The sequence below is a fragment of the Lentzea sp. NPDC006480 genome (assembly GCF_040611995.1).
In the GTDB taxonomy this organism is placed as follows: domain Bacteria; phylum Actinomycetota; class Actinomycetes; order Mycobacteriales; family Pseudonocardiaceae; genus Lentzea.
Genome location: NZ_JBEXPJ010000153.1, coordinates 1 through 22142 on the forward strand (window position 1 = coordinate 1; position 22142 = coordinate 22142).

Here is a 22142-nt window from a genome sequence, read left to right on the forward strand (position 1 = left end):
GCTGGCTGTCGCATCTAATCCCGCCCTTCCATCACACACACGAGGTTCTGCTGAAGCAGCGGTCCACTCGTCGCATGTCCCAGCACCTTCGACGCGTCGTCCAGGTCGTGCAGCGCGGGGTTGTCCGGGTACTGGCGGCGCAGCGTCGTCACGTCCGTGCTGTGGAACAGCGTGCGCGACTTGCCGCGGCTCGAGTAGCGGAACGCCCACGTGGTCGAGCCGTCGGTGGTCGCGACGGTCATCTGGATCGGGTACTCGACACCCGCGCGCCTGCCGACGTCCTCGACGAACTCGACCATGCGCGCGACGGCGGCGGGCGGGTCCTGCTCCAGGCCGAAGCTGACCGCGAGGTAGAACATGATCTCGGAGTCCGTCGAGCCCTCGATCAGCGGGAACAGCACAGGGTCGATCGCCAGCATCAGCTCGCGGCGCACCAGCGAGAACTTCGGGATCAGGCCGTTGTGCATCCACAGCCAGTTCTGCCAGCGGAACGGGTGGCAGTTCGACCGCTGCACCGCGCCGCCCGTCGAGGCCCGCACGTGCGCGAAGACCCGGTCGACGGTGATCTGCGCCGACAGCTCGCGGAGGTTGCGGTCGTTCCACGCGGGCTCGGTGCTCAGGAACAGCCCCGGCGTGCTCGTGCTGCCGTACCAGCCGATGCCGAACCCGTCGCCGTTCACCGCCGTCGCGCCCAGCTTCGCGTGCTTCGACTGCATGACCAGCGAGTTCTCCGGCGCGTAGAGCAGCTCCTCCAACAGCACCGGCGAACCGGAATACGCGAGCCACCGGCACATGACGAACCTCCCTTTGCCCAGCGCTCCATGGGAACACGCCGCGACCGGGAAACGCGAGGTTTGCGGCGGCGCGCCCTCCTCAGGCAGCATGCTGGGTGTGACGGTCAACCCCGGCGTGCGGCGTCCGGCCTACCAGCAGCATTTCGAGACGATCGAAACGCGCGTGCCGGTCGTGTCCGACGAGACGACCGTGCCGGCCATGCGGATCGAGCCCACTGAGCAGTCGCAGCCGTCCCAGCCGCGCCAGGACATCTCCGTGATCGGCCCGATCGCCGCTCTCGTGCTCGCCCTGACGATCTCCACGCTGGTCCTGGAACACCCGGCCGCCCGTGCCGTGGCCGCCGGTCTCGCGACGCTCGGCCTGGTCGTCGCCGTGACGCTGATGCTGATGGGCAAGCGGCCGGAGCCGGGCAGGCACGTCGTCCCCGGCCGGCACCGCACCGAACGCTGATCACTTGATCGTGGCGAGACCGGTCTAGAACTCCGGCGGCTTCGTCCTGGTGAGACGCGGGTCGGGCCGGCCGCCCGACATCGCGAGCACGCCTTTGAGCACCTGCAGCAGCTTCCGCAGCCCGCTCGGCTTCTTCCGGTCGATCCCGCTGATCACCTGCTTCAACACGCTGAGCTGGTCGAAGTAGATCCGCTCGGTCACCAGGTTCTCGTTCTCGTCGAAGATGAAGTACGCGTTCATCCGCGTCCGATGCTTGCCGCCGGTCGCCGGGATCTTGCCCAGCGGCCCGAGGTGGGTGCCGAGCAGCCAGAACTCCACGATCACGGCGTCGACGCTGTGCCGGAACGAGATCAGCTCGTGGTGCTGGTCGGGGAACGCCACGCGCGTGTCGGTGTAGTACTGCCGCACGGCGCTGTCGCCGTCGTGGACGACCATCTGGGCGATGATCTCGTAGTGGGGGTGCGGGAACGTCGAGAGTGTGGCGTCCCAGTCGTGCGCCACCTCGTCGCGGAAGTGATCGAGCACGAGCTTCTCGCGCGCCTCCAGGACTTCCCTGGCGGGCAGCGTGAACCGGTCGGACATCAAGACGCTCCTTTACCCACGGTGTGGGTTAACTTAAACCCACACCGTGGACATCCGCAAGGCACAATGGCCGGGTGACGGAACCCCGCCGCGGCCGCCCCCGCACCCCGCTGCTGTCCCGCGAGTCGATCGTCGAGGCCACGCTGAAGGTCATCGACGCGGAAGGCACCACCGGGGTCGGCATGCGGTCGGTCGCGCGGGCGCTCGGGGTGGACCCGAAGAGCCTCTACAACCACGTCGACGGCAAGGACGGCCTGCTCGACGCCGTCACCGAGCACCTGCTGGGCAGCCTGGTCCTGCCGCCGCGCACCGGCAACGCGCGGCACGACCTGCACGCCATCGCGGACAGCTTCCGCGCCCAAGCCTTGAAGCATCCGCAGGCCGCGCCGCTCGTCCTCACCCGCCAGCTCGCGTCGCAGCAAGCACTCGCCCCGGTCAACGCGGTCCTTTCAGTCCTCAAAGACGCCGGCGCGGGCACCGAGGAAGCCGTGCACATGTTGCGGATGCTCCTGGCCACACTGATCGGCACGCTGCTGCGCGAGGTGTCGGCGGCTCCGACGTTCGGCGACAACGACCGGGCGGACAAGCTCAAGACCAGCGGACTGAAAGCGCTGACCGAAGCTGCGGAGCCCCTCGCGCGGTTCGACCGCCAAGCCGAGTACGAGTACACAGTGGACCTCGCGGTCACCGCCGTCCTCGACCGGATCGACCGTCAGCGCTCCGGGTCCATGTCCTCGTAGAGCCCCTGGACCAGCCGGCCGGTCAGCTCGTCGCCGGACGTCTCGATCAAGGCCCATCCGGGCAGGCCCGGGATGTCGCCCGCGCTGGTCGGGTCGTCCAGGAAGCAGAGGGCGGAGAACAAACTCTCGTGAGCCACCATGCGTGCGAACGCCTGCAGGTCTGCCGGGTCCGCTCCGAGCGCCAGCAGGCGTTCACGAGCCGCCTCGCCGGTCTCGTGGACCATGCCCGTTGACGGTCCGCACCGGTCGACGATCGACCACATGCCACGCAGGAAACGAAATCGGGCCAACTGCGGGATGTCCTCGGTGATTTCCGAGTTCGCCCACTCGTCGGGGTCGTCGGCTCCCAGTGCGGCGAACTTGTCGCGGAGTTCCACGGGCTCAGCATGCCGGACGATCTTCGAGCAGCGGACTGGGCCGAACGGCGGCAGACTCGGCCCGTGAACTACCGACGGTGGCCCGCGGTCGCGGCAGCGGCGTTCTCGTTCGCCGCCCTGGTCTACATCCTCGCCGTGCTGACCAAAGCCGGTCAGACCATCGAGAACGCCGCGTTGCGAGGCGCCGACCAGGACAACGTGTCCACAACGGACACCGCCTGGCACGCCCTGGGCCAGATCACCGTCTACTCGCTCGCGGCGGCCGCGGTCGCCGTCGCACTGGTCGGCGTGCTCAGAAAGCGCTGGGACCTCACGATGGCGGCCGTCGGAGTGATCGTCCTCGGACAGGTGGCGGTCCAGGCGCTCAAGCGGTTCATCCTGCCGAGGCCCGCCCTGGTCGAGGTCACCGGCGACTACGCGCACAACAGCCTCCCCAGCGGACACACGACGATCGCGATGACGGTGCTGTTCGCGGCGATCATCGTGGTGCCGTGGAAGTGGCGCGGGGTGATGCTGTTCTTCGTGCTGCCGTGGGCAACGGCGATCGGCCAGTACACCCTGACCGCCAAGTGGCACCGGCTGAGCGACACCCTCGCCGCGGACGGCATCGCACTTGCCCTGGCCGCCCTCGCCAGCTGGTGGCTCCAGAAACGCGGTTCCCTCAAGCCCTACACCGGTCCGAGCCGCAAGGGCCGGGTGATCCTGGTCGTCATCTGGTCCCTGATCGCGGCCGCGACGCTGACCCTCGGCGTCCTCCTGTGGGGGTTCTCGCTGGCCAGAGAGGGGCTCAACGCGGACGAGTGGGTCATCTACCTGGGTGCCGGCACGTTCGCCACGGCAGGATCTCTGACCGCCGCGCTGATCTTCCTGGCGTGCTGGCGCAGAGTCGAATGACAGATCCGCTGTCAACCAGTTGATCTCTCGCGCGTCCTGACATGTGGAGAGGTTTCACCAGGAGGGGGACAGGACGTTGGTTGTTGACCGTCGCTCGGTTCTGGCGCTGGGCGCGGGCGTCGCGCTCGCCGTCGCCGTGCCCGCCCAGGCCCAGGCTTCGACGCTCACCGGCAAGCTGCGAGAACTCGAACAGCAGCACGATGCGCGCCTCGGCGTGTTCGCCACCGACACGGGCACCGGCCGCACGGTGCTGCACCGCGCGGACGAGCTCTTCCCGATGTGCTCGACGTTCAAGACCATCGCGGCCGCCGCGATCCTGCGCCGCGACCACGACGGATCGTTGCTGGGCAAGGTGATCCGCTACACCCAGGAGGACGTCACCAAGTCCGGGTACGGGCCGATCACCGGCAGGCCCGAGAACCTCGCGAACGGCATGACCGTCAGGAGTCTGTGCGAGGCGACCATCACCTACAGCGACAACTGCGCGGCCAACCTGCTGCTCAAGGAACTGGGCGGCCCCACCGCGATCAGCCGCTTCAGCCGGTCGATCGGCGACCCGGTCACGCGCCTCGACCGCTGGGAGCCCGAGCTCAACACGGCGGAACCGGGCCGCATCACCGACACGACGTCGCCGCGTGCCATCGGTCAGAGCTACGCCCGCCTCACGCTGGGCCACGCGCTGAACCGCGACGACGCCGACCAGCTCACGAACTGGTTGCTGGCCAACACAACCGGCGGCAACCGGATTCGCGCCGGGCTCCCGGCAGCGTGGCGCTGGGGCGACAAGACCGGCAGTGGCAAGTACAGCACCACCAACGACGTCGGCATCGCGTTCCCGCCCGGCCGCGCGCCGATCGTCATCGCGGTGCTGTCGACGAAGAAGGACGCCCCGGAAGGCGGGGCGGACGAGCCGTTGGTGGCCAAGACCGCTGAACTGATCGCGGCGTCCTTCAGCTGAAACCTCGAACGCTCGGAAGTCCTGTCTGGTCAAATGGGACGCATGAGCACCTGGGGGAAGGCATTGGTGCTCGCGTTCGCGCTGGTCGCCACACTCGTGGCACCAGCGCACGCGAGCAACCAGATCACCGTGTCCGCGCAGGAGGTCACGCTCGCGCCGGGCCAGAGCTCGGGATCCGTCGACGTCAGCTGGCACACCGACGGCAACCAGGTCGTGCAGATCTGGATCCGCGAGCCCGGCAAGGCGGCCAAGCTGTGGCGGCAGGACGTCAACGGCAGCGCGCCCTGGCCGTACCTCCATCCCGGCACCACGACGACGTTCGAGCTGCGCGGCGGCCCGAACTTCGCCACGATCCTGGCCACCACGAGCAGCAGGGCGAAGCTGCCGGGCCGGTTGAGCGCCAGCCGCACGCACCTCGCACTCGCACCCGGCGCCACGGGTGAGATCGACCTGAACTGGGCCACCACCCTGAGCGACGCACAGGTCTGGGTGTCGCACAACGGAAGTCCGCAGAAGCTCTACGCGCAGGGCCCGTCCGGCCAGGGCCACATCACCTGGATCAGCCGCGGCACCACGGTTTTCACGCTCTGGTCCGGCACCGCGCAGGAGCACCTCCTCGACACTCTCGTCGTCACGGCGGACTCCGGCGCGACAGCGGCGTTCGACAAACCCACCGTCAAGGCAGGCGAAACGGCCACCGTGCGCTGGACGGGAGGTGAGGCCAGGCTGGTCAACGACGACGGCACCGAGACCGTGCTCAGCGGCGGAACGGCCGCGATCAGCACGCAGGGCGCGGACCGCAAGGTCGTCAGGATCTACGAGGGCGGCCAGGTCGTGAGCCACGCCAGCCTCACGATCCTGCAGAACGACAGGGGCTGGGCGGGCTTCAACTACCTGCCGGAGCACGAGAAGCGCTACCAGGAGTACCTGGAGGACGCGACCTGGCCGCAGGTGCGTGACCAGGTCGCGCACGACTTCGACGTGATGGCGTCGGCAGGCGGCACCGTCGCCAGGATCGTGCTGTGGCCGGAGAAGAGCACCAACGCGGCGGCCCAAGCCCGCAACCTCGCCGACCTCGGCACGATCGCGAAGCAGCGCGGCATCCGGCTCGTCATCGCGTTCGCCAACAGCTGGCTCACCAACCCGAACTGGCAGAGCGACCGCACGAAGTGGGCCGAGTTCGCCACTACCAGCGCGGACTGGATGAACACCTACATCACCGCGCTCGAACCGACGAACTCGGTGCTCTACTACGACCTGCAGAACGAGACGTCGGGCGTGCGCGGCCGTCAGCCGAACATCCAAAGCGCATACGTGGCAATGGTTTACGACCGCACGGCCGCGCCGAGGGGCAAACGCGGCATTTCCGTGATGCACGCGTCGACCGACGGCGCGGATCTCGCCGAAGCGCTCGTGGGCAAGCCGATGGACTTCGTGGACGTCCACGCCTACAGCAACCTCGACCTGCTCGACTCCGCGGTCCCGGGCATGCGGCAGAAGTTCCCGGCCAGCACGGTGATCGTCGGCGAGTTCGGCAAGAGCGCTCCGGACGCGCAGGCGGAACGCGAACAAGCCGACTACACGAGGCAGACGCTGCAGACCGTCCAGAACTTGCAGGTGCCGCTCACGATGGCCTGGGAGCTGTACGACGACCCGCGCAATCCACCGCACCCGAACAGCATCGCGTTCGGCCAGCTCACCAAGGACCGCGCCAAGCCGGCGTTCGGCGTGCTGTGCTCGCGCTGGAGCCTCGTCGCCGACTGCACCACCGCACGCGAAGCCGCTTTCCCGGTACGACCGGGAACTCTTGTCACCAATGCGATTCTGCGCGGCGCCGGCACCGCCAGGCTCGTGATCACCGAACGCGACGCGATCGGCCGCGAAACGACCACGCTCACCGAGCCGGTCGAGATCGGCGCGGCAGGCCTCAACTACCTGCGGCACAAGCCATCGGACGTGCGGCTGCAGGTCGGCACCACGTCCGTGCGCATTGCCGTACAAGCCGAGAACCCGACGCTGCTCCAGGTCGACGCGCTGACCGCGAGCGTCAGGTGATCGGCACCCAGAGCTCGACCACGGTGTGCCGCCGGTAGAACTCGACGAGCGGCCTGGAGGAGTCCCACGGCCCCGCGGCTTTGAGCTCCTCCACGGCCGGTCCGATCCGCCCGTACAGCTCCGGCGGCTCACCCTCCAGCACCGTGCGCCGGTAGCGACCACCGGCCAGCACACCGACGGCCAGGTCGTACGAGTCGTCGGGCTTGCGCGGCGTGCAGACGGTGTACGTGCCCGCGCTCTCGTCGATGCGCGCGAACATCTTGCGGCCCTTGAGCCCCACGAGGTTCTCGAACCACTGCCACGCCTCGCCCACGGCGGTGAGCTCGTCAGCGACGGTGTGTTCGAGCACCTCGACGTCGTCCCGGTCGATCAGGTCGGTCACGTGCGATCCCCCTTTCCGTCGAACGCTAGTCGAACGCGAATTCACCGGCTACCGTGCAATGCGAATCTCGTTCACGTTCCCAAAGGCGGCGGCGATGCGGCGAGCGGTCCTTCTGACAGTCCTGTTCCTCCTCTCGTGGTTGATCACTCCGGCCGAAGCGGAGTCGTTCGACGGCACCGAGTTGCGCGTGTCCGGTGGCGTGTTCCGCGACGAGCACGGCCGCGAGGTGGTGCTGCGCGGCTTCAACGTCTCGGGCACCGCGAAGCTCGCCGAGTACCGCGGCCTGCCGTTCGCGAACGCGGCGGACGCACGCAAGTCCGCGACCGCGATGAAGCAGCTCACCGGTGCGAACGCCGTGCGGTTCCTCCTCACCTGGGCGTGGATCGAACCGCAGCGCGGCCAGATCGACCACGCCTACCTCGACGGGGTGACCCAGCAGCTGCGGGCCTTCACCGATCAGGGAATCCGCGTCTACCTCGACTTCCACCAGGACCTGTACTCGCGGTACCTGTTCAACTCCGGCAGCTGGTACACCGGCGACGGCGCCCCGGCGTGGGCCGCGAGCGGGTACCCCAAGGAGTCGTGCGGCCTCTGCTTCCACTGGGGCCAGAACATGAAGAGCAACAACGCCGTCACCGCCGCGACCTACGACTTCTGGCACAACCGCGACGGTGTGCGGGAGTCGTTCGTCAACGCTGCCGGCGAGGCGCTCAAGCACGTCAAGGAAGCCTTGCCCGCCAACGAGTTCAAGCTCGTCGTCGGCGTCGACCCGCTCAACGAGCCGTACGCCGGCAAGTACGACAGCGGGCAGACCTCGCAGCAGTGGGAGCGCGATCTCCTGATGCCGTTCTACCAGCGCTTCCGAGCCGAGATGGACGAGGCGGGCTGGACGACCAAGCCCGCTTTCGTGGAGCCGCTGGTGTTCTGGAACCAGAACGTGGACTTCTTCGCCGAACCGGGCGGGCTGACGCTGGTTCCGGCGCTGGGCGACCGGTTCGTGTTCAACGCGCACTTCTACGACGGCAAGGCGCAGTCCGGCATCCTCATGCCGGGCAAGGCCGGTGACGGCCAGTACACCCAGGCGTTCAGCACGATCCGCGCCCGTGCCACCGCCCTCGGCACCACGTCGATCGTCTCCGAGTTCGGGCACCCGGTCGCGGGCAACACCTCCGACAAGACCCCGTCCGTGCTGAAGGCGATCTACCAGGGCCTCGACTCGACAGCGCCGGGCGCGCGCTGGTGGTCGGCGCCGCGCGGGACGGTGATCTCGGGCAGTCAGTGGCACTGGGACATCAACTACGGCCGCCACCACGAGCTGATGAACGACAACCCCGGCAAGGTCAAGACCGACGGCGACGCCATGAACGACGAACACTTCTCGGCGGTCAAGCTCGACGCGTCCGGCAACCCCGTGCTCACCGTCGACCGCGCGATCGTCGACCGCGTCTACCCGCAGGCCGTCGCGGGCACCACGCTGGCGTTCACCTACGAGGACCGCGCCTACCAGACCTGGCAGCAGATCCCGCTGGCCAACGTGCGGTCACTGGTCGGCTCGGCGCCGTTCGCGGTGATCGTCTGGGACTCGAACGCAGGCCAGGCGCCGACCGAGCTGCACCTGCCGGAGTCGCTGCGCTCACCGCTGGTCGTGAGCTCGGTTCCGTCGACCGTGAACGGCGACAAGCTGCTGCTCCAGGGAGGCTCCGGGCGACAGTTCGCGCTGGTCACAGCTCCTTCGGGTGCCAACACGGCCGCAGCGGAGGCAGAACTTCGCCAGTGGTGTCAGAGCTGGTGAAGGCGGGACTTCGGCACTTCAGGCGTACGTGAGCTGGTTCCGTAAACTGGCACTGTGCGAACAAGGCCCACCCTGAGCTGGTCTCCGTCAGGCCCGTCGCTGCCGCGCACCTCCACCCTCACCGACGTCGTCCCGATCGTCGCCGACGGCGGTGTGCTGGTGCTCAGCGGCGCGGGCTTGTCCACGGAGTCCGGCATCCCGGACTACCGCGGCGAGGGCGGCTCCCTGCGCAAACACACCCCGATGACCTACGAGGAGTTCACGACGAGCGCCGCGGGCCGCCAGCGCTACTGGGCCCGCAGCCACGTCGGCTGGCGCACCATCGCCCGCGCGCACCCGAACGCGGGCCACCACGCGGTGACTCGGCTCAACCCCAAGCTTTCCGGCGTCATCACCCAGAACGTCGACGGTCTGCACCAGGCCGCGGGCTGCGAGGACGTGGTCGAACTGCACGGCGGCCTCGACCGCGTGATCTGCCTGGACTGCGGGACCCTCTCGCCGCGCCTCGACCTGGACCGCAGGCTCAAAGAAGCGAACCCGGACTTCGCCGCGACCACCGACGAGATCAACCCGGACGGCGACGTCTTCCTGCCGGAGGAAGCGGTGCGCGGCTTCGAGGTGGTCGGCTGCACCGAGTGCGGCGGCGTCCTCAAGCCCGATGTCGTGTTCTTCGGCGAGAACGTCCCGCGCCCACGCGTCGAGCAGTGCTACGAGCTCGTCGGCAACGCCCGGTCCCTGCTCGTCCTCGGCTCCTCGCTGACCGTCATGTCCGGCCTGCGGTTCGTCCGCCGCGCGGCGGACGCCGGCATCCCGGTCGTGATCATCAACCGCGGCGAGACGCGCGGCGACCCGTACGCCTCGCACCGCGTCGACCTGCCGCTGGGCACAACGCTCACGGAGCTGGCGGAAGTCGTTCTGGAGTCCTGAAAATGATGACCTTCCAGGTCGACGACGTCACGCCCGCCACGGACGCCCTGCCGACCCGGCCAATCAGCGACCTGTTCCCCGTGGCGCTCGAAGTCGGTGGCAACGCCCAGGTGCTGAAGCCGAACGGTGTGCACCCGTTGCTGCACGCCGTCGGCAAGGCGTTCGCCGAGCACCGCCCGTTGGTCCTGTCCCCGGACGCCGTGTGGCTGACGATCACGCGCGGAGTCGCCCAGCACGTCCGCCTGCACACCGAGGAACTGCGCGAGGTCCTGGTGTGCCACGAGGGCAAGCCGGCGCTCACCGTCCACGAGGGGCCGTGGCCGCAGGTCGTGGAGCAGCTCGCGAAGCAGGTCGGCGACTCCTTCTTCGACTGCGACTTCAGCACGAGCACCGAGGTCGAACGGCTGGCCGGCCAGGTCACCGCGCTCGACGCCTACTCGCCGTACTTCGGGTACTGGATGATCTCCATCTGCGGCATCCCGTCGATCACGCTGACCGGGACGCTCGACGACTGGCGTGAGATCCGCACCCGCGTGGACGATCTGTCGCGGTTCGGTCTGGAGCACTGGCACCGCTCGCTGGCCCCGATCACGGACGAGTTCGTGAACGCCGCCGAAGGCCACCCGGACACCGCGTTCTGGCAGCGCATCTACAACCCGGCCGACGCGTACGGCGGCGAGTGCGTGACCGGCTGGGTCACTCGCTTCTACCCGTACCTGCAGGTCGACAACGACAACCCGGTCCCCAACCCCATGCTCGATCTACCCGTCGGCGAACCGCGCGACCAGACCGGCCCCGGCATCCAGACCAGCGTCGTGCCCGCCACCCTGAGTCGCGCGGTGATCGGCGACGTGGTGGTCGACGCGGGACTGGTCGGCGTCACGCAACACGAGAACGGTGCGCTGGAGCCGAAAGCGGGCTGGGCCGTGCTGCCCGCACCGCCCAGCATCGTGGCGATGCTGGACCGCATCGTCGCCGAGCACGAGTGGACGCCACCTCCGTCCCACTCTCCCCAGCGCGCAATGCTGGGCGACAAGGAGATCGTGTTCAGGCACGTCGTGGAGGGCGGCGGCGAGCTGCTCGCGTTGTACGAGCGCCTCGGCAGCGCGTCCCTGCACGGTGGCGCGTGGCGGCTGCGACCGTGTTGTGGCGAGTCGGTGCGGATCGGCGGGCGGAACATCGCCGTCGTGTTCGAGCACGCGGACGGACGGCTCGTAGGCGAGATTCCCGACCACATCACGGGTCTGAGCCACTGGGTGATCTTCCGCGACGGCGACGCCCCGGCCGACGTCCGCGTGCTCGGTGGGTCGCTCGCGCTCGTGCTGCGGTCCGTGCTCGACCACAACGACGTCGAGCACATGGAAACGACGCGCCTGTCCAGCCTGGAACTGAGCTACGACTGACCCTGCGACCTGAACTGGTCCAGCACCCGCCGCTCGCGCTTGGTCGGCCGCCCCGCACCCCGGTCCCGCCGCGCGATGGGGATGTCCGGCGGTGGCGGGGGAGTGCGGTCGATGAAGCACGTGGCCGCGTCCGCCGCACCGACCCGCTTCTGGATCACCCGCACGACCTCGACGATCTTCGTCTTGTCGCCGACCCGCGCCCGCACCTGGTCACCGGGCACGACGATCGCCGACGGCTTCGCGGGCTTGTCGTTGATGCGCACGTGACCACCCCGGCACGCCTGAGCCGCGTCCGGGCGGGTCTTCGTCAGCCGGACCGCCCACAGCCAACGGTCGATGCGCGTGGACTCCACCCCGCCATCATGGCACTCTTCGGGATCATGAGGCGGAGATCATGAGGATCCTGGCGGTCGCGGTCACCCTCGCCGCGTCGCTCACGTCCGTCGGCCCGCTCGGCGGGCTCACCGACCTCGCGGTGCGGCGCATCGAGGTGGCGGACCTGGTGGCAGCGGCCAAGTTCGGCACGTCCCAGCCCATCGACGACCCGGCCCGTGAACAGCAGGTGCTCGACACCGTGCGCACCAAGGCCGCGGCCCTCGGTCTCAACCCGGAGAACGCGGCCCGCTTCTTCCGCGCCCAGATCGAGGCGAACAAGCTGGTGCAGCGCGGCCTCTACGCGCGCTGGACCGAGCACCCCGAGGAAGTCCCGCGGCACAAACCGGACCTGGGCACCGAGGTGCGACCGATCCTCGACCGCCTCACCACCGACATCCTCGCCGAGCTCAAGGACACCGAACAGCTCCGCCGCCCCACCCTGAAGTGCGAGATCCACGCGACGATCGCGGCACGGTCCGCCGTCGTGCTGCACCACCTCGATCGGTTGCACGAGAACGCCTTGACCGAGGCGATGGGCCCGGTCTGTTCCAAGTAGACGGTCAGTACGGCGGCAGCGGCCGGGCACCTTCCGGCCGCAGCCCGTCGAAGAGGATCGCCAGATAGCGTTCCCACAGATCAGGCCGCGCGTCGGGCACGTGCTTCACCACGTCGTTCGGCACGCACATCAACAGCATTACGTCGGTACCGGTGACGTCGTCACGCAACGCACCCTCGGCACGCGCCCGGTCGACCAGCGCGGTGATGGCGAGCGACATCCGCAGCTGCGCCTCACCGACCTCCACCCCCAGGTCCGCGGACAGGAACGACAGGTCGAGCTGCTGCCGTTGCCGTGCCGCGAACCGCATGAACTCCAGTACCGCCGCGCCCGCGTCCGGCGCTTCGAGCAACTCCGCAGCGAGCTGGGTCAACCGTTCCACGCGATCCAGCACGATCGCGGCGATCAGGTCGTCCTTGGTGGGGAAGTGGCGGAACACGGTGCCCTTGCCGAGACCGGCGCGCGAGGCGATCGCCGACACCGGCGCGTCGGGCCCGTGCAGCGCGAACTCCTCGATGGCCGCCGTCAGCAGCAGCGCACGGTTCCGGGCGGCGTCGGCACGCAAAGACACGTCACGCAGACTAGCAAAGTTGACCGCGCGGTCCGTTTCGAGCATCCTAAGGTGACCATGCGGTCAGCTTAGGGGGAAATGTGAAGGCAGTCATCGCGACCAGCTACGGCCCACCGGAGAACTACGTCATCGGCGACGTTCCGGTGCCGAGCCCAGGACCAGGGCAGATCCTGGTCCGCATCGCCGCGGCCTCGATCAACCCGGCCGACATCGTGCTGCCGGCGGGCGACTACGGCACGCACCTCGTGTTCCCGCACGTACCCGGCAACGACTTCGCCGGCACGGTCACCGAGATCGGCGAAGGTGTCCGAGCGTTCAGGACGGGAGACGAGATCTTCGGTCTCGCCGTGCCCCGCGCGCTCAAGGCGATGGCCGGGCCGAAACCGTCGCTGAGCACCGGTTCACTGGCCGAGTACGCGGTGTTCGAAGCGGACACGCCGCTGCTCACCCACCGGCCGCCGAACCTCGGCGTCCAGGACGCGGCCGCGCTCGCGACCGCTGGACTGACCGCACGAGCGCTGATCGCCACCGCACAACCGAAACCAGGCGAGACCGCACTGGTCGTGGGCGCGACCGGAGGCGTCGGCACCGCGTTGGTCCCGTTGCTCGCCAAGGCCGGCGTCAAGGTAATCGCCACCGCCACGGCGAGCGATGCCGGCCTGCTGCACGACCTCGGCGCCGCGGACACCATCCGCTACACCGACGCCTACCCGGAGAACGTGGACGCGGCGTTCAACGCGGCGGTGCCGAGCGATCAGCTGGACCGGATCGAGCACGCCGTCCGCTCGGGTGGACAGCTGCTCACCATCACGTATCCACTGCCCGAAGGCGGCCGGAAGGACATCGAGACGAAGTTCGTCCTCGACCTCGAAGGTGCTCTCGGTGGCATGCGCGAGGTCGCCGAAGCAGCCGTACAAGGCTTGCTACCGGCGACCATCGGCCGTCATTACACCCTCGACGAGGGCCCTCAAGCGTGCGTCGACTTCGCCAGGAAGCACACCACGGGCAAGCTCGTCGTCACGGTGTGACCACTGTGGACGGAAGTCCGAGCATCCGCGCCAGTCCGGAGAGTTCCAGCACCCGCGCCACTTGCGGCGACGCGGCGGACAGGCGCAACCCACCAGCGGCGGCGGAAGCGCGCGCGTGGCCGCGCACGAGCGCGCTGATCCCGCTGGAGTCGCAGAAGGAGACGGCGGTCAGATCCAGGACGACGTAGCGGTGGCCCTGGTCGAGGAGGCGGTCGAGCCGGGAGAGCAGTCGTTCCGCGCCGGCGCCGGCCAGTTCACCGGAGACGGTGAGCAGGGTGGAGGCAGGCGACGACTCAGTCACCTTGACTACGAGCATCCCAGGTAAGTACCCACACCGCCGGGCATGAAACGTGGTCCGCTGACCGGTTTTCGAGTTGAGCGCGCGAACATCCGGGGAGTTCTCTCGAAGTACACGCCGAGAAGGGGACCCCACGTGCGCGTTCTGCTGACCTCGTTGCCCATCCGCTCCCACCTGATGCCGACGGTGGTGCCTCTCGCCAGGGCGTTCCGCGAGAAGGGGCACGACGCGGTGATCGCGACAGGGCCGGCCATGGCGCACCTCGAGCACACCGTCGTCATGCCGGACATCCCGGCGCCGGGCGACTTCGGCGCGCCACCACCGTGGATCCCGGAGCGCGACGGCACCATGGACGTGCCGCTGTGGGCGGACGAACTGGTGGTCAGGGCCGCCGCCAACCTGCTCGACTTCGCCCGCAACTGGCGCCCGGACGTGATCGTGCGCGAGACCAACGAGTACGGCGGCCAGATCGCGGCGGAGGTGCTCGGCATCCCGCACGCGGTCGTCGACATCGCCCCGTTCGCGCCGCTGGAGATCGAGCGTCTGGACGAGCGCAAGGACAAGGTCCGCGCCCGGTTCCACGTCGCGGGCACCGAACCGGCCTTCACCGCGGGCCTCACGCCGCCGTACTGGCACCCGGCCCAGCACCACTACCGCGTGCCGATCGACCAGACCACCGCGAACGGCCCGGAGGTCGTCGCCACGTTCGGCACCAACGCGGGCCTGCTGTTCAGCGGCTCGAAGCTGCTGCACATCGTCGCCGACGCGCTGGGACAGCTCCCGGTGCGCTCGGTCCTGGCGATCGGCGAAGGCGAGTGGACCGGCCCGCGCCCGGCCAACGTCGAGCTGCGGCAGGAGATTCCGCAGCAGCAACTGCTCAACAGCGCCAACGTGTTCGTGACGCACGCGGGCTACAGCGGCGTGCGCGAGGCGTTGACCGCGGGAGTTCCGATGGTCGCGGTGCCGTTGTTCGCCGACCAGCCGCGCAACGCCGCGAAAGCCGAGGAGCTGAAAACCGGCGTGAACGTGGAGGTGAAAGGGCTGACCGCGAACGCGCTGGCCGAAAAGATCACTCAGGTGCTCGACGCGAAGGCGTACCACGAGACGGCTGAGACATTGGCCGCGCGGATGTCGGAACTGCCGGTGTTCACGGAAATTCCGGACCACCTCGTATCCGCTCTGTGACGACGTTTTGGTTTTGCCCAAAAGCTTCGACGGAAATTTCGTCCGTCCGGAGACTTGGCGGTGGGGCAGGTGCTTGTTGGGGAGAACAGGTCGCCTGATAGAGGGGATACAGGGGGATTATATGAAGAGGCACTCGCGCGACAGTTTCTTCGTCGTGGGCGAAGGTGTGCTGGAATTCGACGGCGAAGGTGAGGCCATCACGCGCCAGCCCTCCACAGCGGAGGAGTTGCGCAGGTTCCGGTTCTCACGGCTGGGGCCCAAGGGCCCGCGGACGGACGAGGCGTTGCGGGAAGCCCTCGCTCTCGCGATGACGGCCGGCCCGCAGCCCGACTCGGCGGACCCGGCCGTCCCGGCGGGCTTCACCTACCTCGGCCAGTTCGTCGACCACGACCTGACGATGGACCGCACCGAGTCGCAGCTCGGCCAGGACGTCAACGTGGACGAGCTGCTGCAGGGCCGTTCGCCGGCGCTGGACCTCGACTCGGTGTACGGCCGCGGTCCGCGCGACAAGGACGACCAGGCCTTCTACGCCGAGGACGGCGTGAAGCTCAAGATGGGCACGACCTCGGACGTGGGGCCGGGCTTCCCGCCGATGGAGGGGTTCGACCTGCCGCGTCGCGGTGGGACCGCCGGTACGCCCGCGGATCGACGTGCGCCGCTGATCCCGGACGCGCGCAACGACGAGAACCTGGCGATCGCGCAGACGCACCTGGCGTTCATCCGCTTCCACAACAGAGTGGTCGACGAGCTCGCGCTCACCGGCCTCACCGGGGATCGGCTGTTCCGCGCCGCCAAGGAGCTCGTGGTCCGGCACTACCAGTTCATGCTGAAGACGGACTTCCTGCCGCGCATCATCGACCCGGCGATCGTGGAGGACGTCTTCACCAACGGCCGCAAGTTCTTCGAGGTGCCCGGCAAGTACTACGGCCGGGACAACACGCCGACGATGCCGATCGAGTTCTCGGTCGCGGCGTACCGGCTCGGCCACAGCATGATCCGCGACCAGTACGAGTGGAACCGCGTGTTCAACTCGTCCCCGGTCGGCGTCGTGCCTGGCCTGTTGTTCCTGCTGTTCGTGTTCACCGGCACCTCGGGCAACTTCGACCCGGGCTCCGGCTCGCCCGCCGACCTGGACGACGTGAACAGGGGCGACAGGTTCACGTTGCCCACCAACTGGATCGCGGACTTCCGCCGCCTCTACGACTTCACCGAGGCGGAGCGGGACGACCTGGTTCCTCCGGCGGAGTTCGGCGGCGGCAACGTCACCAAGCGGATCGACTCGCTGCTGGTGGACCCGCTGCGGCAGCTGCCGGCCGGCACGTTCGGCGGCCGTGGCACGCAGTTCCCGGAGATTCAGCGCAACCTCGCGTTCCGCAACCTGACCAGGGCGAACATGATGGAGCTCGCCACCGGTCAGCAGATGGCGGAGCTGTTCGGGGCCGAGCCGCTCACCGCCGAGCAGATCCTGACCGGCAACGGTGGCGCGAGCCTGGACTCGTTGACCGACGAGCAGAAGGCGCAGCTGGTCGAGGCGACGCCGTTGTGGTTCTACGTCTTGCGCGAGGCGGAGCTGAACAACGGCCGGATGGGTCCCGTGGGCGGCCGGTTGACGGCCGAGGTGTTCCACCGGGCCATCGAGGGCAGCCGGATCTCGATCGTGCGCTCGCCGTACTGGCGGCCGACGCTCGGACCGGACTCGTCGACGTTCCGCATGGTCGACCTGCTGCTGTTCGCCTTCGAGGGCAAGGCCGACCTGCTGAACCCGTTGGGCGACCCGCAACCGCAGCCCGGCAGCTGATCTTCCTCGCTCCTCCTGTCTGGCTGGGTGGTGGCAGCCAGACAGGAGAGGGAGATCGATGTTGCGTCCAGAAACCACGCGCCGCGAATCAGCTGAAGAACGGATCACCCGTTTCACGCGGGACGCCGGAATTCCGCTGCTTCGCATCGGACTGGGGGTCGTGTACCTCTGGTTCGGCGTGCTGAAGCTCTTTCCCGGTGGCAGCCCTGCCCAAGATCTCGTCGAACGCACGGTTTCCGCTTTGACGTTCGGGATCATCACCGGGGATTTGGCGAGAGTGAGTGCCGCGATCACGGAAATCGGGATCGCACTGGTTCTGCTGAGCTTCCGCGCACCGCGGTTGTGCGCGGTCCTGCTGATCGGTCACGTCGTGCTGGTGTCAACACCGCTGGTGTTGTTCCCCGGTGAGATGTGGGCCGGTCCGCTGCAGGCGTCGTTCGAAGCCCAGTACATCCTGAAGAACCTGGTGACCGTCGCCGCCGCGGTGGTCATCGCCTCGTCGCACCCTCGCGTGCGATGACGCGGGAGCCGCTCGATCCCCCAGGTCGGGCGGCTCCCGCTGTGTAGGTTGGCTTGCCATGGGGGATTCGTTCGCGCCATTGGCGCATCCAGCTTTCCGTTGGCTGCTCACAGCCAGGGTCACGACCATGGCGGGCAACTCGATGGCGCAGATCGCGCTCGTGTTCGCCGTACGGGACGTGACGTCGTCGGTCACCACTCTCGGCATCGTGGTGGCGGCCCGGTCGATCGCGAACGTGCTCTTCCTGCTGTGGGGCGGTGTGGTCGCGGACCGCCTGCCCCGGCAGTACGTGCTCGTCGGCTCGTCCGCTGTCTCGTTCCTGAGCCAGGCGTTGCTGGCTGTTCTCGTGCTGACCGGATCCGTGTCGATCCCGGCGTTCATCGTGCTGGCTGCGGTGAACGGCATGTCGAGCGCCTTCTCGTTCCCGGCCTCGGCCGCGCTGGCCCCGCAGACCGTGCCCGTCGAGCAGCGGCAGCAGGCCAACGCGGTGCTGCGCCTCGGGTTGAACTCGTCGATGATCGCGGGCTCGTCGCTGGGCGGTCTGCTGATCGCGTTCGCCGGACCGGGGTGGGGCCTCGCGGTGGACGCGCTGTCCTTCGCTCTGGCCGGGCTGGCGTTCTCGTTCGTGCGGGTGCCGGCCGCCCGTGTCGCCGCTTCGCGCAAACCGGGTGTGCTGTCGGAGATGCGCGTCGGGTGGACGGAGTTCGTCTCACGGGCGTGGGTGTGGATCGTGGTTGTGGCGTTCGTGTTCATCAACGCGGCGCACGCGGGCGGCACGATGGTGCTCGGCCCGGTCATCGCGGACACCGTGATCGGCCGCGAGACCTGGGGCCTGGTGCTGGCCGCGCAGACCGCGGGCATGGTCGCCGGTGCGTTCCTCGCGATGCGTCTGCGCGTGCGACGCCTGCTGCTGCTCGGCTGCGCGTGCATGGCGGCGTTCGGTCTGCTGCCGCTGACGCTGGCCTTGTACCCGGTGCCGTGGTTGCTGATGGTCGGCTCTTTCGTCTGCGGCGTGTGCATCGAGCAGTTCGGCATCGCCTGGGAGACCTCGCTGCAGCACCACGTTCCGGCGGACCGGCTCGCGCGGGTCTACTCCTACGACATGCTCGGGTCGATCGCGGCCATCCCGCTGGCCCAGCTCGTGGTCGGGCCGGTGTCGGGTGCGGCCGGCATCACGGCGACCCTGCTCGCCTGCGCCGTGATCCAGGTGCTCGCCACGCTGTTCATGGTGGCGTCGCGGTCGGTGCGGTCGGTCGAGAACACGCCCGGGGTTCAGCCGGTTCACTGACCTTTCGGCGAGTGTTGTGCCAGAGTGCTGCGTATGGGGAGAGTGCTGGGGGCACTGGCTGTCGTGTTGCTGTGCGCGGCGTGCGGCCGGGTCGAGCTCAAGACAGCGGATGAGACGCCGGCGATCGTGCCGACCACGGCTCCGGAATCGACCAGCGCGCCGGCCACGGGGCCGTGCCAGGTCGAGGAGCACGTGCCGGAACCGGTGACGCCTCAGCCTCCAGGACCGAGCTTGGGCGTCCAGCCGGACGTGGCGCCGCACAACGCCGAGAACAACGGCTGGAAGCAGCGCAAACCGTTGAACGCCTTGGGCGTCCAGGCCGGACGCGACACGGTCGCTCGGATCAGGCCTCTGCTGGAGCAGGTCTGCGCGTCGGGTGACTTCTCCGTCGACGGCACGAAGAAGGCGCTGACCGGATACGACGCCTACGTGGTGCGGGACTATCCCGACCAGGCGTTCGTCGGGTACACGATCACCGTGTCGAACGGGCCTTCCGAACGGGTCACCTGCGTGCTCGGCGACCTGGCGCCCGGTCTCGTGCGGGTCTTCCTCGACGGCACCACCGGCGAGGGCTCCTGCTACGAACCGAAGTCGCACTGATGAGGCGCGCTCTGGGTGTGCTGGCACTGCTGTGTTGTGCCGGGTGCGGCGGACCCGAGGAGGTGGCGCAGCCGCCACTGATCACTCCGCCGCCGGGCACGTCCCTGCGCGCCGCGGAGGTAGCGACGCCGACGGCACCGACGAGCCTGCCGCCGAAGTCCTGCACCCCGGATCCGGCGACCGTGCAGGCGATACCAGCGCCGCTGATCCCGCGAGTGGCGCGCGAACCGTTGTCACCGGAGGGGAACGTCGCGGGCAACGACGTCGTGGCTGCGATCCGACCGGCGCTGGAGCGAGTGTGCGCGTCGGGCGACTTCTCGCTCGACAGCACGCGGAAAGCGCTTGCCGGACACGACGCGCGGGTGTTCCGCGTCGACGAGACCGTCGTCGGCGTGGCGTTCGTGATCACCGTGCCGTCCGCCTGCGTGCTCGGCGAACTGCGACCTGGCAACGTGCGGATCTCCGTGGAAGGGACTACGAAGGACGCGCGCTGCGAGTGACGCAGAAGTAGCTTCACACCGCCGCGGTGCCGATCAGTCCGTTGCGCGTGACTCTGCCCGCCAGCTCTTCCTCAGTCAGACCCTCGGTGTTGGCGGGCCTCTTCGGCAGCACCATGTACCGCGACTCGGCGTTCGCGTCCCAGACTCTGATGTGCGTGCTGTCCGCCAGCTCCAGTCCGAACTGCCGCAGCACCTCGCGCGGATGACTGACCACTTTGGACCTGTACGCCGGACTCTTGTACCACGTCGGCGACGGTCCGAGCAGCGACAGCGGATAGCAACTGCACAGCGTGCACACGATCACGTTGTGCACCTCTTCGGTGTTCTCCACGACGTGCAGCTGCTGCACCTGCAGTCCGCCGCCCATCGACAGCCCGATCTCCGGCAACGCCTCGTTGGCGTTCTCCAGCAACCGGGCCTTGAACCCGTCGTCCACCCACGCCCGCGCCACCACGCGGAATCCGTTGGCGGGCGAGGCTTTGTGCGCGAACGCCTCCAACGCCTGATCGAGCTCGGCCGGGTCCAGCAGTCCCTTCTCCTCCAGGATCGCTTCCAGCTCGCGCACCCGTGCCGCGATGGGGGAGTCGTCGTGGTCGTCACTCATCGCTGAGGTATTCCTCCCAGAGGGACAGCGTCACCGTGTGATCACCCTGCCCGAACAGTTCTCGTGCCGTGAACCGAACCAGGTACACCGGCTGCTGCCGCTCGATTCCCTGCGCGCTCAAGTCTGCCAGCGGATGCACCCCGTCGCTGCCGATGACGGTGCCGGTCTTCCCGCGTGCGTAGCTGGGCAGCCGGGTGTGATGGTCCGGATCCACAGTGGACGTTCGGACCCTCGCGCCTTCCCGGTACTGCTCAGACATGCCCCTTCTCCTTCAGCAGCGTCTGAATCGCCCGGAACCAGTTCTCGTAGTACGACGAGCTGTGCGACATGGTCCGCTCGACCGCGTCGCGGAACTCGTCCAGGTTGTACAGGCCGCGCCCGATCAGTGCTCGGTTCATGGCGAGCACGTGTGCTTCCCAGTCGGCGTGGAAGGGTGGTTCGTCCAGCTCCTCCACTACCGGGCCGAAGCCGTCCTGGCCGCCGACGTCGTTGATCCTCGGCATCCCACCTCCTGTGCTCTCGCCTCTGATTCTGCGCTGCTTCGGTCTGGTTGGGAAAGCGGGAAGAGCGGGCGCCTCGCGGCGACCCGGCACATGCCCTCCTTCGTCGGGCGTGTGCCGGACCGAATTTGTCGGGTCGGCTTGCGTAGGTGGTTGCGGGGCGTGGTCCATTTGCGTGCGATTGCCATCAGTGCCGTAGGTAGTCATCAGGTGCGGGTTGCGTCGAGAGAGAAAAACCACGCACGGCACCTATGGAACCTGGCTTGACCTGCGGGTTCACTCGATTGTGTTGCCGCTAGCCCCCTTTTTGGAAAATGATCTCGAATAGAATTGGGGGTATGGACGTCGTCGAGGTTCTCGATGCTCTCGATTATCATGAGAAGCAGATTGCCTATCATCAGGCGCAGCGTCTGCATGTCCTGGCGGATTGTGCGATCGCGTGTGAGGGTGACGAGTTCTTCGAGGCCGAGATCGCCGCTGCGATGAAGTGGACGACGCGGTGGACGAGTGACCAGGTGGCGATGGCGCGGGAGATGGTGACCAGGCTGCCGCAGACGATGGATGCCCTGGAGAAGGGTGAGATCGACTTCTACAAGGCGCGTGTCCTGTACGACAAGACGATGCCGTTGTCGGCGGATCACGCGGCCGAGGTCGAAGCGCGTGTGCTGGTGAAGGCCCCGGACCAGACCGGCGCGCAGATGCGCCGCCTCACCCACCGCGTCGTCATGCGCGTCGACCCGGAGGGGCAGAAGGACCGCGAGGAGATCCGCAAGGCGCAGCGCTGCACCGGTAGGGACAAGCTGGATGACGGCATGGCCCGCTTCTGGGCTTTCCTGCCCGGCGACACGGCGACCAAATGCTATGAGCGTGTGGACGCCATCGCCCGCTCGGTGCGCAACCCCAAGGACGCGCGCACGCTGGACCAGATCCGCGCGGACGTGGTCGCGGACCTGATCCTGGCGAC

27 protein-coding genes are annotated in these 22142 nt (G+C 68.3%); 17 read left to right on the forward strand and 10 right to left on the reverse strand.

The genetic code is table 11. The annotated features are described in order from the left end of the window. Positions 1–14: 14 nt before the first annotated feature. Complete coding sequence (locus ABZX92_RS37050) at positions 15–794, reverse strand: class II glutamine amidotransferase (protein ID WP_355570122.1); 780 nt, start codon at positions 792–794, stop codon at positions 15–17. Positions 795–891: 97 nt separating this feature from the next. On the opposite strand from ABZX92_RS37050, the gene ABZX92_RS37055 reads away from it, so the two are divergent. Then, positions 892–1245: a hypothetical protein gene (locus tag ABZX92_RS37055; protein WP_355570123.1), complete on the forward strand. Its 354-nt coding sequence runs from the start codon at positions 892–894 to the stop codon at positions 1243–1245. A gap of 24 nt (positions 1246–1269) precedes the next feature. Here the strand turns inward: ABZX92_RS37055 and ABZX92_RS37060 are convergent, their stop codons facing one another. Continuing rightward, positions 1270–1827: an ester cyclase gene (locus ABZX92_RS37060; RefSeq protein WP_355570124.1), complete on the reverse strand. Its 558-nt coding sequence runs from the start codon at positions 1825–1827 to the stop codon at positions 1270–1272. Between the two features lie 74 nt (positions 1828–1901). Between ABZX92_RS37060 and ABZX92_RS37065 the strand changes: the two genes are divergently transcribed. Further along, positions 1902–2567: a TetR family transcriptional regulator gene (locus ABZX92_RS37065; protein WP_355570125.1), complete on the forward strand. Its 666-nt coding sequence runs from the start codon at positions 1902–1904 to the stop codon at positions 2565–2567. Here ABZX92_RS37065 and ABZX92_RS37070 read toward each other — a convergent pair. Next, complete coding sequence (locus tag ABZX92_RS37070) at positions 2540–2944, reverse strand: hypothetical protein (protein ID WP_355570126.1); 405 nt, start codon at positions 2942–2944, stop codon at positions 2540–2542. The genes ABZX92_RS37065 and ABZX92_RS37070 overlap by 28 nt on opposite strands. Before the next feature lie 63 nt (positions 2945–3007). Here ABZX92_RS37070 and ABZX92_RS37075 point away from each other — a divergent pair, with 63 nt between their 5' ends. The 3 genes from ABZX92_RS37075 to ABZX92_RS37085 all read left to right on the forward strand — a co-directional run bounded on the left by ABZX92_RS37075 (position 3008) and on the right by ABZX92_RS37085 (position 6851). After that, the gene (locus tag ABZX92_RS37075) at positions 3008–3838 is read left to right on the forward strand and encodes a phosphatase PAP2 family protein (protein ID WP_355570127.1); all 831 of its coding nucleotides are present in this window, start codon (positions 3008–3010) and stop codon (positions 3836–3838) included. 76 nt (positions 3839–3914) lie between these two features. Continuing rightward, positions 3915–4796, forward strand: coding sequence for a class A beta-lactamase (gene bla / locus ABZX92_RS37080; RefSeq protein WP_355570128.1), 882 nt, complete (start codon positions 3915–3917; stop codon positions 4794–4796). A gap of 42 nt (positions 4797–4838) precedes the next feature. Next, positions 4839–6851, forward strand: coding sequence for a hypothetical protein (locus ABZX92_RS37085; protein WP_355570129.1), 2013 nt, complete (start codon positions 4839–4841; stop codon positions 6849–6851). Here ABZX92_RS37085 and ABZX92_RS37090 read toward each other — a convergent pair. Further along, entirely contained in the window at positions 6844–7233 is a 390-nt protein-coding gene (locus ABZX92_RS37090) for a GyrI-like domain-containing protein (RefSeq protein WP_355570130.1), read from the reverse strand. The two genes, ABZX92_RS37085 and ABZX92_RS37090, sit on opposite strands and share 8 nt — an antisense overlap. A 58-nt stretch (positions 7234–7291) precedes the next feature. Here ABZX92_RS37090 and ABZX92_RS37095 point away from each other — a divergent pair, with 58 nt between their 5' ends. Genes ABZX92_RS37095 through ABZX92_RS37105 form a run of 3 tightly spaced genes read left to right on the forward strand, consistent with a single transcriptional unit; the run spans position 7292 to position 11355 of the window. After that, positions 7292–9025, forward strand: coding sequence for a cellulase family glycosylhydrolase (locus ABZX92_RS37095; RefSeq protein WP_355570131.1), 1734 nt, complete (start codon positions 7292–7294; stop codon positions 9023–9025). Between the two features lie 54 nt (positions 9026–9079). Next, positions 9080–9952, forward strand: coding sequence for an NAD-dependent protein deacetylase (locus tag ABZX92_RS37100; protein ID WP_355570132.1), 873 nt, complete (start codon positions 9080–9082; stop codon positions 9950–9952). 2 nt (positions 9953–9954) lie between these two features. Beyond that, complete coding sequence (locus ABZX92_RS37105; protein ID WP_355570133.1) at positions 9955–11355, forward strand: DUF4419 domain-containing protein; 1401 nt, start codon at positions 9955–9957, stop codon at positions 11353–11355. On the opposite strand, the gene ABZX92_RS37110 is transcribed toward ABZX92_RS37105, so the two are convergent. Then, positions 11346–11708 (reverse strand): RNA-binding S4 domain-containing protein, encoded by a 363-nt coding sequence (locus tag ABZX92_RS37110; protein WP_355570134.1) that lies wholly within the window; start codon positions 11706–11708, stop codon positions 11346–11348. The two genes, ABZX92_RS37105 and ABZX92_RS37110, sit on opposite strands and share 10 nt — an antisense overlap. A 41-nt stretch (positions 11709–11749) precedes the next feature. Between ABZX92_RS37110 and ABZX92_RS37115 the strand changes: the two genes are divergently transcribed. Then, the gene (locus tag ABZX92_RS37115) at positions 11750–12286 is read left to right on the forward strand and encodes a chorismate mutase (protein ID WP_355570135.1); all 537 of its coding nucleotides are present in this window, start codon (positions 11750–11752) and stop codon (positions 12284–12286) included. A 4-nt stretch (positions 12287–12290) separates the two neighbouring features. Here the strand turns inward: ABZX92_RS37115 and ABZX92_RS37120 are convergent, their stop codons facing one another. Then, positions 12291–12857, reverse strand: a complete 567-nt coding sequence (locus ABZX92_RS37120; protein ID WP_355570136.1) for a helix-turn-helix domain-containing protein — start codon at positions 12855–12857, stop codon at positions 12291–12293. 80 nt (positions 12858–12937) lie between these two features. Between ABZX92_RS37120 and ABZX92_RS37125 the strand changes: the two genes are divergently transcribed. Continuing rightward, positions 12938–13885, forward strand: coding sequence for an NADP-dependent oxidoreductase (locus ABZX92_RS37125; RefSeq protein WP_355570137.1), 948 nt, complete (start codon positions 12938–12940; stop codon positions 13883–13885). Here ABZX92_RS37125 and ABZX92_RS37130 read toward each other — a convergent pair. Then, positions 13875–14201 (reverse strand): STAS domain-containing protein, encoded by a 327-nt coding sequence (locus tag ABZX92_RS37130; RefSeq protein ID WP_355570138.1) that lies wholly within the window; start codon positions 14199–14201, stop codon positions 13875–13877. The two genes, ABZX92_RS37125 and ABZX92_RS37130, sit on opposite strands and share 11 nt — an antisense overlap. A gap of 117 nt (positions 14202–14318) precedes the next feature. Here ABZX92_RS37130 and ABZX92_RS37135 point away from each other — a divergent pair, with 117 nt between their 5' ends. The 6 genes from ABZX92_RS37135 (at position 14319) to ABZX92_RS37160 (ending at position 20074) form a co-directional block, all read left to right on the forward strand. Continuing rightward, positions 14319–15368 (forward strand): glycosyltransferase, encoded by a 1050-nt coding sequence (locus ABZX92_RS37135; protein ID WP_355570139.1) that lies wholly within the window; start codon positions 14319–14321, stop codon positions 15366–15368. 121 nt (positions 15369–15489) lie between these two features. Further along, on the forward strand, positions 15490–17166 hold the full coding sequence (locus ABZX92_RS37140; RefSeq protein ID WP_355570140.1) for a heme peroxidase family protein: 1677 nt from the start codon (positions 15490–15492) through the stop codon (positions 17164–17166). A gap of 58 nt (positions 17167–17224) precedes the next feature. After that, a complete protein-coding gene (locus ABZX92_RS37145) occupies positions 17225–17686 on the forward strand; it encodes a DoxX family protein (RefSeq protein WP_355570141.1) in 462 nt (153 codons plus the stop codon). Between the two features lie 58 nt (positions 17687–17744). Next, a complete protein-coding gene (locus ABZX92_RS37150) occupies positions 17745–18974 on the forward strand; it encodes an MFS transporter (protein ID WP_355570142.1) in 1230 nt (409 codons plus the stop codon). A gap of 33 nt (positions 18975–19007) precedes the next feature. Then, a complete protein-coding gene (locus tag ABZX92_RS37155; RefSeq protein ID WP_355570143.1) occupies positions 19008–19574 on the forward strand; it encodes a hypothetical protein in 567 nt (188 codons plus the stop codon). Further along, positions 19574–20074, forward strand: coding sequence for a hypothetical protein (locus ABZX92_RS37160; protein WP_355570144.1), 501 nt, complete (start codon positions 19574–19576; stop codon positions 20072–20074). Before ABZX92_RS37155 ends, ABZX92_RS37160 begins: the two co-directional genes overlap by 1 nt. A 13-nt stretch (positions 20075–20087) precedes the next feature. Here the strand turns inward: ABZX92_RS37160 and ABZX92_RS37165 are convergent, their stop codons facing one another. The 3 genes from ABZX92_RS37165 to ABZX92_RS37175 are packed head-to-tail and all read right to left on the reverse strand — an operon-like array spanning position 20088 to position 21181. Further along, positions 20088–20678 (reverse strand): nitrile hydratase subunit alpha, encoded by a 591-nt coding sequence (locus tag ABZX92_RS37165; RefSeq protein ID WP_355570145.1) that lies wholly within the window; start codon positions 20676–20678, stop codon positions 20088–20090. Beyond that, the gene (locus ABZX92_RS37170) at positions 20671–20937 is read right to left on the reverse strand and encodes an SH3-like domain-containing protein (RefSeq protein ID WP_355570146.1); all 267 of its coding nucleotides are present in this window, start codon (positions 20935–20937) and stop codon (positions 20671–20673) included. Before ABZX92_RS37170 ends, ABZX92_RS37165 begins: the two co-directional genes overlap by 8 nt. Continuing rightward, entirely contained in the window at positions 20930–21181 is a 252-nt protein-coding gene (locus tag ABZX92_RS37175; protein ID WP_355570147.1) for a hypothetical protein, read from the reverse strand. Before ABZX92_RS37175 ends, ABZX92_RS37170 begins: the two co-directional genes overlap by 8 nt. Before the next feature lie 335 nt (positions 21182–21516). Here ABZX92_RS37175 and ABZX92_RS37180 point away from each other — a divergent pair. Further along, on the forward strand, positions 21517–22142 hold a 626-nt coding region (locus tag ABZX92_RS37180; protein WP_355570148.1), incomplete at its 3' end, for a DUF222 domain-containing protein.